The following is a 14,271-nucleotide window of genomic DNA, read 5'->3' on the forward strand; positions in this document are numbered from 1 at the left end:
GGCCCTAAGTGGGCCACAGCACATTCGCCACCGACCGGCTCGCCTACAGTGATGCGTATCCACGTGCGCGAGCCGCGCCCCCACTTTGCAGCGTTTTCAGCATGTCCAGCCAGGAGAACCGCCGTGGGCACACTGCGAGATCGTCGCCGCTTTCTAGGTGCCGCGCTGGGCGGCGTTCTGGTCCCCGCCCTGCCCGCCTGCGGCGGCAGCGATTCCGCCCCGGCACCCGCGCCAGCGCCAGCGCCATCTCCCGTCCCCGATGCGCAGATCACGCGGGCCATCGCCCAGGTCGATACGCTGGCGACCAACCTGATGGCCAGTTCCGGCGTACCCGGCATGGCCGTCGCCGTGGTGCGCGGCGGCCAGACGGTGTATGCCAGGGGGTTCGGCCGGCGGCTGGTGACCGACCTTGCGCCCGTCGATGCCGATACCGTGTTCCAGCTGGCATCGGTCTCCAAGCCGATCGGCGCCACGGTGGTGGCGCGGCAGGTGGGGCGCGGCAGCATCCATTGGGACACGCCCGTCATCGCGCAATTGCCGTGGTTTGCGCTGTCCGATGCCGATTCCACCCAGGCCGTGACCGTCGGCGACTGCTACGCGCATCGGTCGGGCCTGCCCGACCATGCCGGCGACCGGCTCGAAGACATGGGCTACGACCGCCGCCAGGTACTGACACGCCTGCGCTTCCTGCCCGTCCACCCACTGCGCACGGCCTACGCGTACACCAACTTCGGCATGACGGCCGGGGCGGAAGCCGTGGCCACCGCCGCCGGCATCGACTGGGCCACGCTGTCGGAACAGGCCATCTACCAGCCGCTGGGCATGACGCGCACCAGTTCGCGCTACGCCGACTTTGCCGCCCGCGACAACCGCGCGCTGGGCCACGTCAAGGTGAACGGCGCCTGGGTGCAGGGGCTGGGAACCATGCCCGATGCCCAATCGCCGGCCGGCGGCGTCAGTTCGTCGGTCAACGACCTGGCGAAATGGCTGATCATGCTGCTGGCCAGGGGCGAGTTCGGCGGCCAGCGCGTCGTCGATGCCGCGGCGCTGGCGCCCGCGCTGGACCAGCAGATGCAAAGCGGCCCGCCCATCAACGGCCGGCCGGCAAGCTGGTACGGCTATGGTTTCAATGTGGGCACCACCGAGCTGGGCCTGACGTCCTACAGCCATTCGGGCGCGTTCGCGGTGGGCGCGGCCACCGCCTTTACGGCCGTGCCGTCGCTGAACCTGGCCATCGTCACGCTGACCAACGGCTATCCCATCGGCATCCCCGAGACACTGAACGCGCAGTTCTTCGACCTGGTGCAATACGGCGCCTTCCGCCGCGACTGGGGCGCCATCTTCGCCGATGCCCTGGCGCCGCTGCTGCTGCCCGAGGGCCGTCTGGTTGGCCAGTCGCCGCCAGCCAGCCCGCTGCCGGCACGGGCCCTGTCAACCTACACCGGCACCTATCGCAACGACTATTACGGGCCGCTGCAGGTCACCGAGCAAGGCGGCGCACTGGTGATGACGCTTGGCGCCCGGCCGCTGACGCTGCCGCTCACGCACTGGGACGGCGACCACTTCACGTTCACGCTCCACAACGAAAACGCCACACCCGGCACGATCTCGCAAGCCGTCTTTGGCAGCGACCGGGTGTGGCTGGAGTACTACGATCACGAGGGGCTGGGCGTGTTTTCGCGGTGAGCGGAAGACACGCCGCCAGGCCCTGCAGCGCCAGCCCATCGCCACTGCGGCGTACCACGCCTTCTCCGGTTGTCCCGCAAACGGGTACGGCGCGCGCGGCGTTATTCGAGCGTGATGTTGGCGGCCTTGCCCACGCGGCTCCATTTGGCGATATCGGCCTTCTGAATCTCGGCCAGCCGCTCGGGCGCGCCGCCCACCACCTTGATCCCCAATCTGGCCAGTTGCGCCTTGACGTCCGGGTCCTGCAGCGCGCGGTTGATCTCGGCGTTGAGCCGCTGGACGACGGCGGGCGGCGTGCCGGCCGGCGCGAAAATGCCCTGCCATTGCTCGGCCTCGAAGTTCGCCACGCCGGCTTCGGCCATCGTCGGCACGGCTGGCAGGCTTGGCACCCGCGCCGCGGTGGCCACGGCCAGCGCGCGCAGCTTGCCGGCCTGCACGTGCGGCAGGATCGGCGCCGTGGGCGCGAACATGAAATCGACGTGGCCGGCCATCACGTCCTGGATCGCCGGGACGTCGCCCTTGTACGGCACGTGGTTCATGCGCACGTTTTCCTGCTGCTGCAGCAGTTCCGCGGACATCTGCAGGATCGTGCCGTTGCCGCCCGACGCATAGCTCACGGTGCCGGGCCTGGCCTTGGCGGCTGCCACCAGGTCCTTGACGCTCTTGTACGGGCTGTTCGGTCCGACGATCAGCACGCTGGGGATGGTGCCCAGCAGCGCCACCGGCGTGAACGACTTCACCGCGTCATACGGCAGCTTGGGATTGAGCGCCGGGTTGATCGCGTGCGAGGCCGTCGATGCCCCCAGCAGCGTGTAGCCGTCCGGCGCGGCGCGGGCCACGAAGGCCGAGCCGATGGCGCCGGTGGCACCGGGCCGGTTCTCGACCACGATCGTGGTGTGCAGCGCCTGGCCCACCTTCTGCGCGACCAGGCGCGCCAGGATGTCTGTGGTGCCACCGGCCGGGTACGGCACGATGTAGTTGATGACCTTGCCGGCAGGCCAGTCGGTCTGCGCGTGGACCGCGCCAGCGGCGAACGATGCGGCGGTCAGGCAGACCGACAGGCCCAGCTTGCGCATGCGGGCCGACAGGCAAAGCGATGTGAACATCATGTCTCCAGTTCTTTTTTTGCGGGTCGACTCAGGCCGGGGCAACGTCTCCGAACCCGTACAGCGATTGCGGATTGCGAACCAGCACCTGCTGCGCCGTCTCGGCCGATCCACACCTCTCCAGGAACGTGCGCAGCACGGCGGCATCGTCGATCGGACGACTGCCTCTGGCCTGCGCCGTGGGGTGCGGCCAGTCCGACCCCCACAGCATGCGCTCCGGCGCCAGCGTCAGGAAGCGCGCCGCCAGCGGCTGCATGTCGCTGTAGTGCGGCGCCCCTTCCCGCGATTCGATATAGGGCCCCGATAGCTTCACCCAGGCCTTGCCGGCAGCCACCAGGCCGGCGATCACACGGAAGGCCGGCTCCGCGTCCGGCTTGCCAGGAGGCAAGTGGCCGTAGTGATCGAACACCATCGGCACCGGCAGCGCCGCCAGCATGCCGGCCGCGTCGGGCAGCCACTGGGGTGGCAGGTTGAGCTGGACATGCCATCCGAATGCGGCAATCCGCGCGGCCAGCGTGGGCAAATCGTCGAGCGATACCGGCGCGGCCAGCGTCAGGTTCAGCCGGATGCCGCGAATGCCTGCCCGGTGCAGCCGCGCCAGTTCGTCGTCGGCGACATCGGCGGCCACCACCGCCACGCCACGTGCGCATGGGCCCAGTGCCGCGATGGCGTCCGTCGTGCTGGCGTTGTCGGTGCCGTAGGTCGAAGGCGTCACCACGATCGCGCGCTGCGTGCCCAGCCGGCGCTGAACCTGGCGATAGTCGTCGGCCGACGCATCGGGCGGCCGCAATGTCGCGCCCGGCGCCACCGGATAGCGGCTGTCATAGACGTGCACATGGCAGTCGCAGGCGCCTGCGAATGCGGCGGCCGGGCTCGCGCCGGTGCTCATGCCAGACGCCCGCCATGCACCGGGGCACCGCCTTCCGGCATCGGCGCGCACAGGATCGAGCCGGTGGTGCTTTCGGTCATCAAGAGCGTCTTGCCGTCGGCCCCGCCGAAGCACAGGTTGGTCAGCGACGCCCCGATCGGCGTGCGAATCACCTCGACCGGCTCGGCGCGGTGGTTGAGCACCCAGACATAGCCCAGCCCCGGATTGGCCACCAGCAGGCAGCCATCGGCGCGCATGGCCAGCCCGTCGGGGCCGCTCGGCCCGTACGACGTGAAGAACTGGCCGACCTTGCTGACCGATCCATCGGCCTGCAGCGGCACGCGCCACACGCAGTTGCCGCGCGTCATGGCCACGTACAGCACCTTCTCGTCCAGCGACAGGACCAGGCCGTTGGGGCTGGGCGCGTTGGCCAGCAGCACATCGAGCCTGCCATCGGGCGCCAGCCGATACACGCGCCCCGTGGGGTCGTGCATGCCGGTCTGGCCCTGGTCCGTGAAATACAGGTTGCCGGCCGAATCGAAGGTCAGATCGTTGACGCCCCGGAATCGCTCGGAATTGCGCCGCTCCAGGAACGGCGTGACGGTGCCGGTACGGGCATCCAGGCGCATCAGGCCATTGCGGTAGTCGGTTATCAGGAAATCGCCGCCAGCCAGACGTTTCATGCCGTTGGGCTCGCCGTCGTACTCGGCAACCTGTTCCCAGTCGCCCTGCAGCGATACGCGAAAAATCCGGCCGTAGGGAATGTCTGTCACCCAGAGATGGCCGTCCGACCAGACGGGCCCTTCCAGGAACGAATCGGTGACCGCGCCGCCGCGATTGGCCAGCGACCAGGCGTTGTCCCGATTCTGCCGGCGAAACGCGTCGGGCAGGCGGGTGAGCACCGCGGCGTCACGGACGGTGGGAGGCTGAAACAGCAGCATCGTGACCCCTTATTGCTTTTCGATATTGGCCTTCTGCGCAACGGTGGCCCATTGTGCAGTTTCCCGCTGGATCAGCTGCGCAAACGCGGGGCTGTCCAGATTGCCCGGCTGCGAACCCATCCTGGCCAGGAAATCCTTCATGTCGGGCGCCTGCAGCGCCTTGTGGATTTCGGCCTGCAGGCGGTCGACGACTTCCTTCGGCGTGCCCTTCGGCGCGGCCAGCCCCGACCAGTTGAACAGGCTGAAGGCCGGCAGGCCGGCCTCGGCAAACGTCGGCACATTCGGGAACACATCGACACGGCTCTTGCCGCTGATGGCCAGCAGGCGCATCTGGTTGCCCTTGACCGGCGCCAGCGCGGTGGGCGTGGACACCACCAGCAGGTCGACGCTGCCGCCCAGCAGGCCCACCATGGCCTCGCCGGCACCCTTGTACGGCACGTGCATCAGCTTGATGCCGGCGGCCTGCTGGAACGCCTCGGCGGCAAAATGCGGGGAACTGCCGGGGCCGCCCGAGCCGAACGTCACTTCGCCCGGATGCGCCTTGGCGTAGCTGACCAGCGATTGCAGGTCCTTGAAGCGCGAATCGGCCTTCACGCCCACCACCACCGGCGAGAACGCAAACGGTGCGATGGGCACCAGCGCGGTCTGGTGGTCCCAGTTGAGCTTCCTGAAGACGTAGGGCAGCGTGGTGTACGAATTGTCGTTGGCCAGCAGCGTGTAGCCGTCTGCCGGCGCGTTCACCACCTGCGAGGTGCCAATCGTGCCCGAGGCACCCGGCTTGTTCTCGACCACGAAGCTCTGGCCCGTCTGCTGGGTCAGCTTCTGTGCCACCTTGCGGGTCACCACATCGACGGCGCCGCCCGGGGGGTTCGGCACGACGATCCGCACGGGCTTGTCGGGATACGCCGCCAGCGCGGGCAAGCCCAGGCCGGCCAGTGTCGCGGCGGCAGCCAGCGGCGCCGCCAGACGGACACACGAGCGGAAGAATGAGGGGAAAAATGCGCGATGCAACATCGTTGTCTCCTGGCAACTGTGGCGGGTCGGGCTGACGCCAAACCCGCCGTGATGCCTGTTTCTGTCTGTGGAAGCCGGGGCTTCCCTTACACCGTGACACCCTTACACGGTTACACCGTTACGCCGTCATACCGCCGTGGCGGCGTCCCGCAGCACGGCCAGCACGTTCTTCGCCGCGCCCACGCCCATGTTCACATAGGCCGCGTCGCTGACCCCGCCGATATGCGGCGACAGGATCAGGTTCTCGATCTGCTGGAACGGATGCGGCACGGTCATCGGCTCCACCGCGAAGCTGTCCAGGCCGGCCGCATAGAGCTTGCCGCTGGCCAGCGCCTCGGCCAGCGCCGGTTCGTCGATCAGGCCGCCGCGCGCCGTGTTGACCAGGATCGCGCCGTCCTTGAACTGGGCCAGCGTCTCGCGGTTCAGCATGCCGCGGTTGTCGTCGGTCAGCGGGCAATGCAGCGACACCACATCGGCCTCGCGATACAGCTGCGGCAGGTTGTCCACCTGCGTCACGCCCGGGGGCACCGTCTTTGCATAGGGATCGAACGCCATCACGCGCATGCCCAGCGCCACGCCGGTCACGGCGGCGCGACGGCCGATCTCGCCCAGGCCCACGATGCCCAGCGTGCGGCCGTTCAGCTCGATGCTCTTGTGGATCGACTTGTCCCAATGCCCGGCGCGCATGCGCGCGTTCAGGTGCGGCACGGCCTTGGCGCAGGCCAGGATCAGCGCCCATGCGTGCTCGGCCACCGCGGCGGCATTGGCGCCCACCGCCGCCTTCACGGCGATGCCGCGCTGCGCGGCGGCGTTCTGGTCGATCACGTCGATGCCGCTGCCGTGCTTGGAGATCACCTTCAGCGACGGCGCGGCATCCATGACCGTCGCGCCCACCTTGCCGTAGCGCACGATGATGGCCACGGGGTCCTTTTCCCGGGCCAGCGCCAGTACGGTTTCCTCGCTGCATTGCTTGCCGGCGAAGACCACCTCGAAATCCTCGAGCAGTTCCAGCGCCTGCGGCGCCAGGTCGTTGCCCGTGACCAGCAGTACGGGTTTCTTCACGATGCTCACAGCGATTCCCCTTCGGCCAGCACGCCGGCGGCGCGCAGTTCCTTGTCGAGCCAGCCCGGACGCAGGTCGCCGGCCTTGATGGCGGCAATGCGCTTTGCTTCGGCATCCACCTTCTTCTGCGCCAGTTCCAGGATGGCCGGCACGTCTTCGCGCGGGATGACGACCACGCCGTCGGCGTCGCCCACGATCAGGTCGCCCGGATTGACGGCCACGCCCGCCACCGAAGCGGGCCAGTTCACCAGGCCGCCAATGGCCTTGGTGGGGCCGCACGGATTGGTGCCGGCCGAGAAGATCGGAAACTTGCCATGGGCCAGTTCGTGCGAATCCCGCACGGCGGCATCGATCACGAAGCCGGCCAGGCCCGAGGCCTGCGCCTGCGTGGCCATGATCTCGCCGCACAGCGCGGCGGTCTGGTCGCCCTTGCCGTCCACCACGATCACATCGCCGGGCTTGCCCAGCGCCAGCGCCACGTGGAACATCAGGTTGTCGCCGGGACGCACTTCGACGGTCAGTGCCGGGCCGCACACCTTCATGGCCGGCGACAGGCCCTGCACGCGGGCATTCAGCGTGCCGCGACGGCCCACCACATCGGCCAGGATGGCGGCCTGGAACTTCGACGCGCGCGCCACCAGTTCGGGCGACACGCGCTCGAAATCACGGCGAATGGCGGGGGGGGCTTTGGCTTGGGTGCTCATGTACGACTCCAGATATGACGGACAAACAAGGGGGTCCAACTCGGGGGATTACTTTGTGGAAGCGAGCTTCCACAGGCTTTCGAACTTGCCGCGCTGCGTGGCCATGTGCTGGGTCCACGCCGTGCCGGACAGGTAGGAGATGCCGCGCGCCTCGTTGACGGCGCGGGCCAGGAATTCGGGGTCTTTCGTCGTGGCCTCGATGGCGTCCTGCAGGCGCCTGGCGATCTCGGGCGGCAGGCCGCGCGGTGCCGCGAAGCCACGCTCGGACGAGATCGTGATGTCGAGCTTCTGCTCGCGGGCCGTCGGCACATCGGCCAGCAGGCCGGGGCGGCGCTCGGTGCCCAGTTGCGCCAGCACCTTCACGTCCTTCGACGCCCGGTCGGCCTCGGTGAATTCGGTCGTGCTCATGGCCATCACGTCGATGTGGTGGCCCAGCAGGCTCGTCTTGGTCTGCGACGTGCCGGCGAACGGAATGTGATTGACGCGGACGCCCGTCGCCTGCTGCAAGGCCAGCGCGGCCATATGGCCATTGGTGCCGATGCCGTTGCTGCCCATCGACAAGCCTTCGGGGTTGCCCTTGAGCTGCTTCACCAGATCGGCCAGCGACCCCAGCTTGCTGTCGCCCGCCACCACGAACATGGCCGGATCGTCGACCACGCGGGCCAGTGGCACGATGCCGGCCGGGTCGTACTTGGGCTTGCGCTGGATCGGAATCGTCAGCAGCGAAGGCGTCGATACGATGCCGATCGTGTAGCCATCGGCCGCCGCCCGCGCCAGCGCCGAGTAGGCAATCTCGCCCGAGGCGCCCGGCTTGTTCACCACCACGATGCGGGCCTTGCCGCCCAGATGCTTCTGCAGGTACGGCGCCATGGCGCGCGCCAGCAGGTCCGTGCCGCCCCCGGCGGCAAAGCCGACGTAGACCTCGATGGGCCGGTCGTCGGGCCAGGCCGCGTGCGCGGACATGGCCGTCATTGCAATTGCCGCGACGAAAAGCGATCGCAAGGATCGGGGGGACCGGACTTGACGCATGGGTTGTCTCCGTTTCTTGTTGCGTTGTACGGTGTACAACAGCGTTTCATAAATGTGAGACAACTATAGTCCGTAACAGCCGCGACTCCACTTGGCGTATACCCGTGTACGGTACAAAACGGCGTTGTACACAGTACAATGACCAAAATTACGTACCGGAACCAACCATGAGTAACCACGGGGTAGCCGCCGTCGAAAAGGCGCTTGGTTTGCTGGACTGCTTCCGCCTTGGCGCGGAGGTCCAGTCGCTGGCGCAGCTGTCCAGCAACTCCGGCATGCACAAGACGACGGTGTTCCGTCTGCTGAATTCGCTGGAGCGGATGAGCTATGTGGTGCGCACGGCCGACGGGCGCTATGCGCTGGGGCCGCGTGTGCTTTACCTGGGCAAGCTGTACGAGCAATCTTTCCAGCTGGGCTCGCTGATCGAACCCGTGTTGCAGGAACTGGCGCTGGCCACCCGCGAAAGCGCGTCGTACTACGTGCTGCACGGCGACGAGCATCGCATGTGCCCGTATCGCGCCGAGCCAAGCGAGGGCCTGCGCGAGACACGCCTGCCGGGCACCATCCTCCCGCTCGACGACACGGCAATCGCGTCGGTGCTCAAGTACTGGGGCAAGGCAGACGAATCGGCCCGGCGCGACGAGCCGCTGCCGTGGTTCACCGCCGGGGTGCGCGACATCTACACCGCGGCCTTCGCCACGCCGCTGTTCGGCGCCGGCGACAAGTTCATCGCCGCGCTTGCGCTTTCCGGCCCGGCCTCGCGCCTGGAGGCGGCGGACCGCACCGAGATCAGCCGCCTGCAGCTGGTGGCGGCCACCAAACTGTCAAGGCTGCTGGGCGCGAGTCCGGCATGGTGCGAGAAGATCTACGGCACGGGGAACGCCTCGCACGACTGAGGCCCGTGCCGTCACATCGCCCCCTGCCCTCGCCCGGCATTGGCGCCCCGGCGATGGGGGCCTTCTGCAATGGCGAGAGGTGGCGTGTCCGCCAGACCAGCCGGCGATCTTCATCGTCTTCCCTGATTTGCCGGCGCTACCGGCCCCCGACCGTGTAAACTCCCCGTTTTTTCATCCTGGCGACATGATGCAAGTGCCACAGCGCACGGGTCTCAGCGGCCCGAAACTGCTACGCCTGCTGGCTCGCCTGACGGATGCCGGTGCCGCTGGCGCCGCGCCCTCGTTGTCCGCGGTGATGAGCCGGTGGCTGGGCTGGACCGACGCCATCGCGCTATCGGCCGCGCTCAACGGCAATCCGCCGGAAGTGCCGTCCGGCGCACCGGCGCGGGCGGGCAGTGGCAGGCCTGCCTCGATCGGTGACGCCGCCGGCGCCCATGTGCGTGCCCTGCTGACCGCGGCGATCACGGGCCAAGCCTCGTCGGCCGATACCCGCCGCCGCATGCCGTCGCGCGCCGCCGCGCCCGATCCGGCCGAAGCCGACTTCGCCGTGCATCGCCAACGCTACGTGGCGCTGCAACAGCAAATGGAACACGAGATCGCCGGACTGCGTGCGCGGCTGCGTACGGCCCTGGCGGCGCGGACGGCGCCGGCGGGACGGCTGGCCATGCTGGATGCTGTCATGGAGCAGGTGCTCGGCCCGCGCGAACAGGCTGTGCTGGCGGCCGTGCCGGGGATGCTGGAACCGCATTTCACACGGCTGCGCGGCGCTGAGGGCGCGTGGCTCAACGAATTTCGCAGGGACATGCAGAGTGTGCTGCTGGCCGAGCTGGAGATCCGCTTCCAGCCGGTGGATGCGCTGCTCGCGGCCCTGCGCGAAAGCTGAATCGACATGAAGAAACCTTTCACAACCGTGGCCGCACCCCTGGCGGTCTTTCTTGCGGGCCTGGCCGTCGTCGGCTGGGTCGGCGCCGGCTACGCAGGCACGAATGCGCTGGCGCTGGCCGTCACGTTGATCATCGGCGGCTTCTATGTGGGCGGCGCACTCGAACTGCGCCGCTACCGCGAGGCCACGCCCACGCTGACCGCCGCGCTGGCCGACCTGGCCACGCCGCCGGCCAGCCTTGCCGCGTGGCTGGACCGCCTGCATCCGAGCCTGCGCAACGCGGTGCGCCTGCGCGTGGAAGGCGAGCGCGTGGCCCTGCCCGGCCCGGCCATGACGCCGTATCTGGTGGGCCTGCTGGTGTTGCTGGGCATGCTCGGCACCTTCCTCGGCATGGTCGGCACGCTGCGCACCACCGGCGTGGCGCTCGAAGGCGCCGCGGACCTGCAGGCCATCCGCGCGTCGCTGGCGGCCCCGGTCAAGGGCCTGGGCTTCGCGTTCGGGACGTCGGTGGCCGGCGTGGCCACGTCCGCCATGCTCGGACTGCTTTCCGCGCTGGTCCGCCGCGAGCGGGTGCAGGCGGCGCAACTGCTCGACGCACGCATCGCCACCACGCTGCGCGTGCATTCGCGCCATCACCAGCACGACGCCGTGTATGCGCTGCTGCAGCGGCAGGCCGAGCTGATGCCCGTGCTCGTGGACCGGCTGGAAACCATGACCACCGCGATGGCCCGCCAGAACGAAGCCCTTGGCGAGCGCCTGTCGGCCAACCAGGACGCCTTTCACGCGCGCACCGACGCCGCCTATGCGCGGCTGGCCGACACCGTGGGGCAGTCGCTGAAGGAAGGCATCGCCGACAGCGCGCGTGCCGCCAGCGCAGCCATCCAGCCCGCCGTGGACACCACGATGGCCGGTCTTGCCCACGAAGCCGCCACCGTGCGCGACACCGTCACGCAGACCGTGCAGCAGCATCTGGACAGCCTGTCCGCACGCTTCGCGGCCACGACGGCCGCCGTGACCGATACCTGGCGGCAGGCCCTGGCGCAGCACCAGCAGGCGAACACGGCGCTGACGTCGGACCTGCGGACATCGCTTGACGGTTTCGGGGAAGCGTTCACGGCACGCTCGACGGCAATGGTCGACGCAGTGGGCGCGCGTCTCGACGCCGCCAACGCCGGCGCGGCCCGTACGTGGGACGCGGCGCTGTCTCGCCTGGAGCAGTCGGGTGCCGCACTCACCGGCGCCGGCCGCCAGGCCATGGCCGACGCCTCGGCCGCCTTTGCCCAACACGCCGCCGGCATCGCCGCCACGGTCGGCCAGTCACACGCCGACCTGCAAGCGCAACTGGCCGCGCAGGAGACAGCGCGCCAGTCGGCACTGGCCGCCAGCGACGAAGCCCGCCTGACCGCCTGGCGCGATACGCTGGCCGCCATGGCCGCCACCATGCGCGACGAATGGCAGCAGGCCAGCGCCACGGCGGCGGCCCGCCAGCAGGACGTCCACGACGCCCTGTCGCAAAGCGCCCGCGACATCGCCACGCACGCCCAGGCCCACGCCGCCGGCACCGTGGCCGAGATCGACCGCCTGCTGCAGGCCGCCTCCGCGCTGCAGGCCGAACTGGCATCGCGCGACGAAGCCCGCCTGACCGCGTGGCGCGACACGCTGGCCACCATGGCCGCGACCATGCGCGACGAATGGCAGACAGCCAGCGCCACGGCGGCGGCCCGCCAGCAGGACGTCCACGATGCGCTATCGCACAGCGCCCGCGACATCGCCACGCACGCCCAGGCCCACGCCGCCGGCACCGTGGCCGAGATCGACCGCCTGCTGCAGGCCGCCTCCGCGCTGCAGACCGAACTGGCATCGCGCGACGAAGCCCGCCTGTCCGCCTGGCGCGACACGCTGGCCGCCATGGCCACGACCATGCGCGACGCATGGCAGCAGGCCAGCACGCAATCGGCCGATCATCAGCGCGAGATTCGCGACGCGCTGTCGCAGACCGCCCGCGACATCGCCACGCACACGCAGCAGCAAGCCAGCGAGACCATCGCCGAGGTGGCGCGTCTGGCCCAGGTGGCAACCGAGGCGCCCAAGGCGGCTGCCGACGTCATCGCCGAACTGCGCCAGAAGCTGACCGACGGCATGGCGCGCGACAACGCGATGCTGGAGGAACGTGGCCGCCTGCTGGAGACACTGGGCACGCTGCTCGACGCCGTGAACCACGCTTCCACCGAACAGCGCACGGCGGTGGATGGCCTGGTCACGACCACGGCCGACCTGCTAGAACGCGTGGGCACGCGCTTCACCGAGCAGGTGGCGCAGGAGACCGGCAAGCTGGACGGCATCGCCGCGCAGATCACGAGCAGCGCCGTCGAGGTGGCGAGCCTGGGCGAAGCGTTCGGCGCGGCGGTGCAGCTGTTCGGCGCCTCGAACGACAAGCTGGCCGAGCACCTGGCCCGCATCGAGGCCGCGCTCGACAAGTCGATGTCCCGTAGCGACGAGCAACTGGCCTACTACGTGGCGCAGGCGCGCGAAGTGGTCGACCTCAGCATGCTGTCGCAGAAGCAGATCCTGGAGAACCTGCAGCAGTTTTCCGCGCAACAGTCTGGGGTCGAGGCGGCATGACGGACGATATCGACGCCGGCGTGGAGCCGACCGTCCCGGCCTGGGCGGTGTTCGGCGACCTGATGTCGGTGATGCTGGGCGCCTTCGTGCTGGTGCTGCTGGGCGTCATCGGCGTGCAGATGGAGCTGTCGGCACGGCTGGAGAACGAGGTCAAGCAGCGGCAGGCGGAGCTCAAGCGCCGCCAGACGCTGGAACAGGCGCTGGCCGGGCCGCTGGCGGCCGGCCGCGTCACGCTCAAGGATGGCCGCATCGGCATCAGCGGCAACGTGCTGTTCGCGCTGAACTCCGACCAGCTGCAGCCCGAGGGCCGCACCCTGCTCAAGAGCCTGGCGGCGCCGCTGTCGGCCTATCTGGGCGCGCGCGACGAGATCCTGATGGTGAGCGGCTTCACCGACGACCAGCAGGTCAGGGAAGGTAACCGGCGCTTCGCCGACAACCTGGAACTGTCGGCCCAGCGGGCGCTGACCGTGACCCGCGCGCTGATCGAGTCGGGCGTGCCGCCTGCGTCGGTGTTCTCGGCGGCGTTTGGATCGCAGCAGCCGGTTGCGCCCAATGCCACGGAAGACAGCCGGGCGAAGAACCGCCGCGTGGAAATTGCGCCGGTGCCGCGCATCTCGGCCGGTGCCGGCGCCACGGCAGCCCAGTCCAAACCCGATGCATAGCGACGAACTGCGCGACGCCCCAACCGCCGACCCGCGCGAGGAGCGCCGCGACGCCCGCGCCCGGATCGACGGCTGGCGCGACAGCGGCGCCGACCGCGCCGACCCGGTGCGCTTCCGCTTTATCGACGCCCTGGCCCGGCGCGCATCCGCCTACGATGGCGAGGCGCGGCGGCGGCTGGAGCAGCGGCTGGCAGCGCTGGTGGCCGATTTTGGCGATCGGTTGTCGCGCGCCCGGATCGAGGCGCCTGCGTCCGGCACGTCGCTGCAGCGGGCCGACACCCACTCCGGCCTGGCCGCCCTCACGGCGCGGCTTGGCCGGGGCGCCCATCCGGAGGACGCACTTCCGGACCCGCATCGGGCGGCAGAGCCGGCCGCCCCACCGGGCACCCGCCCCGCGTCCCAGGTAGCGGGCGCATCCGGCACGCCGGCTGCCGTCAACGCGCATCGCGCCCGCCACGCCGAGCCGGCGCTGGCCGACTATTTCCGCGATACCTGGGCGCGCGTCAGCGTCGATCGACAGTTGCGCGATTCGCAGGCCGGTGTGCCGGAAAACGCCGGGCCGCTGAACACGAACCACCTGGTGCATCGCTCGCTGTCGCTGATGCGCGAGGTGTCGCCCGGCTATCTGGAGCAGTTCCTGTCGTACGTCGATGCGCTGTCGTGGCTGGAGGGCATGCACGCCATCTCGCTGGTGCCCGACCGCGAGGCGCCACGCGCCCCTGCCCCGCGCAAGGCGCGGGCCAGGTCGTCCCGGTCCGGAAACGGCACGGCCTGAGCCGACGGCGCCCGTACCGCCCT

Annotated in this window: 13 protein-coding genes; 6 read left to right on the forward strand and 7 right to left on the reverse strand. The window is 69.5% G+C overall.

Going from position 1 to position 14,271, the window contains the following annotated elements; all coding sequences use genetic code 11:
* Positions 1 to 123: 123 nt before the first annotated feature.
* The gene (locus AC24R4_RS26735; protein WP_487523886.1) at positions 124 to 1,686 is read left to right on the forward strand and encodes a serine hydrolase; all 1,563 of its coding nucleotides are present in this window, start codon (positions 124 to 126) and stop codon (positions 1,684 to 1,686) included.
* A gap of 101 nt (positions 1,687 to 1,787) precedes the next feature.
* On the opposite strand, the gene AC24R4_RS26740 is transcribed toward AC24R4_RS26735, so the two are convergent.
* From AC24R4_RS26740 to AC24R4_RS26770, 7 genes are all read right to left on the reverse strand, one after another.
* Positions 1,788 to 2,792: a Bug family tripartite tricarboxylate transporter substrate binding protein gene (locus tag AC24R4_RS26740; RefSeq protein ID WP_487523887.1), complete on the reverse strand. Its 1,005-nt coding sequence runs from the start codon at positions 2,790 to 2,792 to the stop codon at positions 1,788 to 1,790.
* A gap of 31 nt (positions 2,793 to 2,823) precedes the next feature.
* Complete coding sequence (locus AC24R4_RS26745; protein ID WP_487523888.1) at positions 2,824 to 3,681, reverse strand: amidohydrolase family protein; 858 nt, start codon at positions 3,679 to 3,681, stop codon at positions 2,824 to 2,826.
* Positions 3,678 to 4,601, reverse strand: coding sequence for an SMP-30/gluconolactonase/LRE family protein (locus AC24R4_RS26750; protein ID WP_487523889.1), 924 nt, complete (start codon positions 4,599 to 4,601; stop codon positions 3,678 to 3,680). Before AC24R4_RS26750 ends, AC24R4_RS26745 begins: the two co-directional genes overlap by 4 nt.
* 9 nt (positions 4,602 to 4,610) lie before the next feature.
* Positions 4,611 to 5,615, reverse strand: coding sequence for a Bug family tripartite tricarboxylate transporter substrate binding protein (locus tag AC24R4_RS26755; RefSeq protein WP_487523890.1), 1,005 nt, complete (start codon positions 5,613 to 5,615; stop codon positions 4,611 to 4,613).
* A 126-nt stretch (positions 5,616 to 5,741) separates the two neighbouring features.
* Positions 5,742 to 6,680, reverse strand: coding sequence for a hydroxyacid dehydrogenase (locus AC24R4_RS26760; protein WP_487523990.1), 939 nt, complete (start codon positions 6,678 to 6,680; stop codon positions 5,742 to 5,744).
* A gap of 2 nt (positions 6,681 to 6,682) precedes the next feature.
* On the reverse strand, positions 6,683 to 7,381 hold the full coding sequence (locus AC24R4_RS26765; RefSeq protein ID WP_487523891.1) for an RraA family protein: 699 nt from the start codon (positions 7,379 to 7,381) through the stop codon (positions 6,683 to 6,685).
* Between the two features lie 48 nt (positions 7,382 to 7,429).
* Positions 7,430 to 8,353 (reverse strand): tripartite tricarboxylate transporter substrate binding protein, encoded by a 924-nt coding sequence (locus AC24R4_RS26770; protein ID WP_487523892.1) that lies wholly within the window; start codon positions 8,351 to 8,353, stop codon positions 7,430 to 7,432.
* 224 nt (positions 8,354 to 8,577) lie between these two features.
* Here AC24R4_RS26770 and AC24R4_RS26775 point away from each other — a divergent pair, with 224 nt between their 5' ends.
* The 5 genes from AC24R4_RS26775 (at position 8,578) to AC24R4_RS26795 (ending at position 14,248) form a co-directional block, all read left to right on the forward strand.
* On the forward strand, positions 8,578 to 9,306 hold the full coding sequence (locus AC24R4_RS26775; protein WP_487523893.1) for an IclR family transcriptional regulator: 729 nt from the start codon (positions 8,578 to 8,580) through the stop codon (positions 9,304 to 9,306).
* Positions 9,307 to 9,490: 184 nt separating this feature from the next.
* On the forward strand, positions 9,491 to 10,189 hold the full coding sequence (locus AC24R4_RS26780; RefSeq protein WP_487523894.1) for a DUF3348 domain-containing protein: 699 nt from the start codon (positions 9,491 to 9,493) through the stop codon (positions 10,187 to 10,189).
* Positions 10,190 to 10,195: 6 nt separating this feature from the next.
* Positions 10,196 to 12,811: a DUF802 domain-containing protein gene (locus AC24R4_RS26785; protein ID WP_487523895.1), complete on the forward strand. Its 2,616-nt coding sequence runs from the start codon at positions 10,196 to 10,198 to the stop codon at positions 12,809 to 12,811.
* Entirely contained in the window at positions 12,808 to 13,473 is a 666-nt protein-coding gene (locus AC24R4_RS26790; protein ID WP_400397037.1) for an OmpA family protein, read from the forward strand. The genes AC24R4_RS26785 and AC24R4_RS26790 overlap by 4 nt, the downstream gene beginning before the upstream one ends.
* A complete protein-coding gene (locus tag AC24R4_RS26795) occupies positions 13,466 to 14,248 on the forward strand; it encodes a DUF2894 domain-containing protein (RefSeq protein WP_487523896.1) in 783 nt (260 codons plus the stop codon). The genes AC24R4_RS26790 and AC24R4_RS26795 overlap by 8 nt, the downstream gene beginning before the upstream one ends.
* Positions 14,249 to 14,271: the final 23 nt, after the last annotated feature.

This window comes from Cupriavidus sp. CER-90, assembly GCF_057652055.1.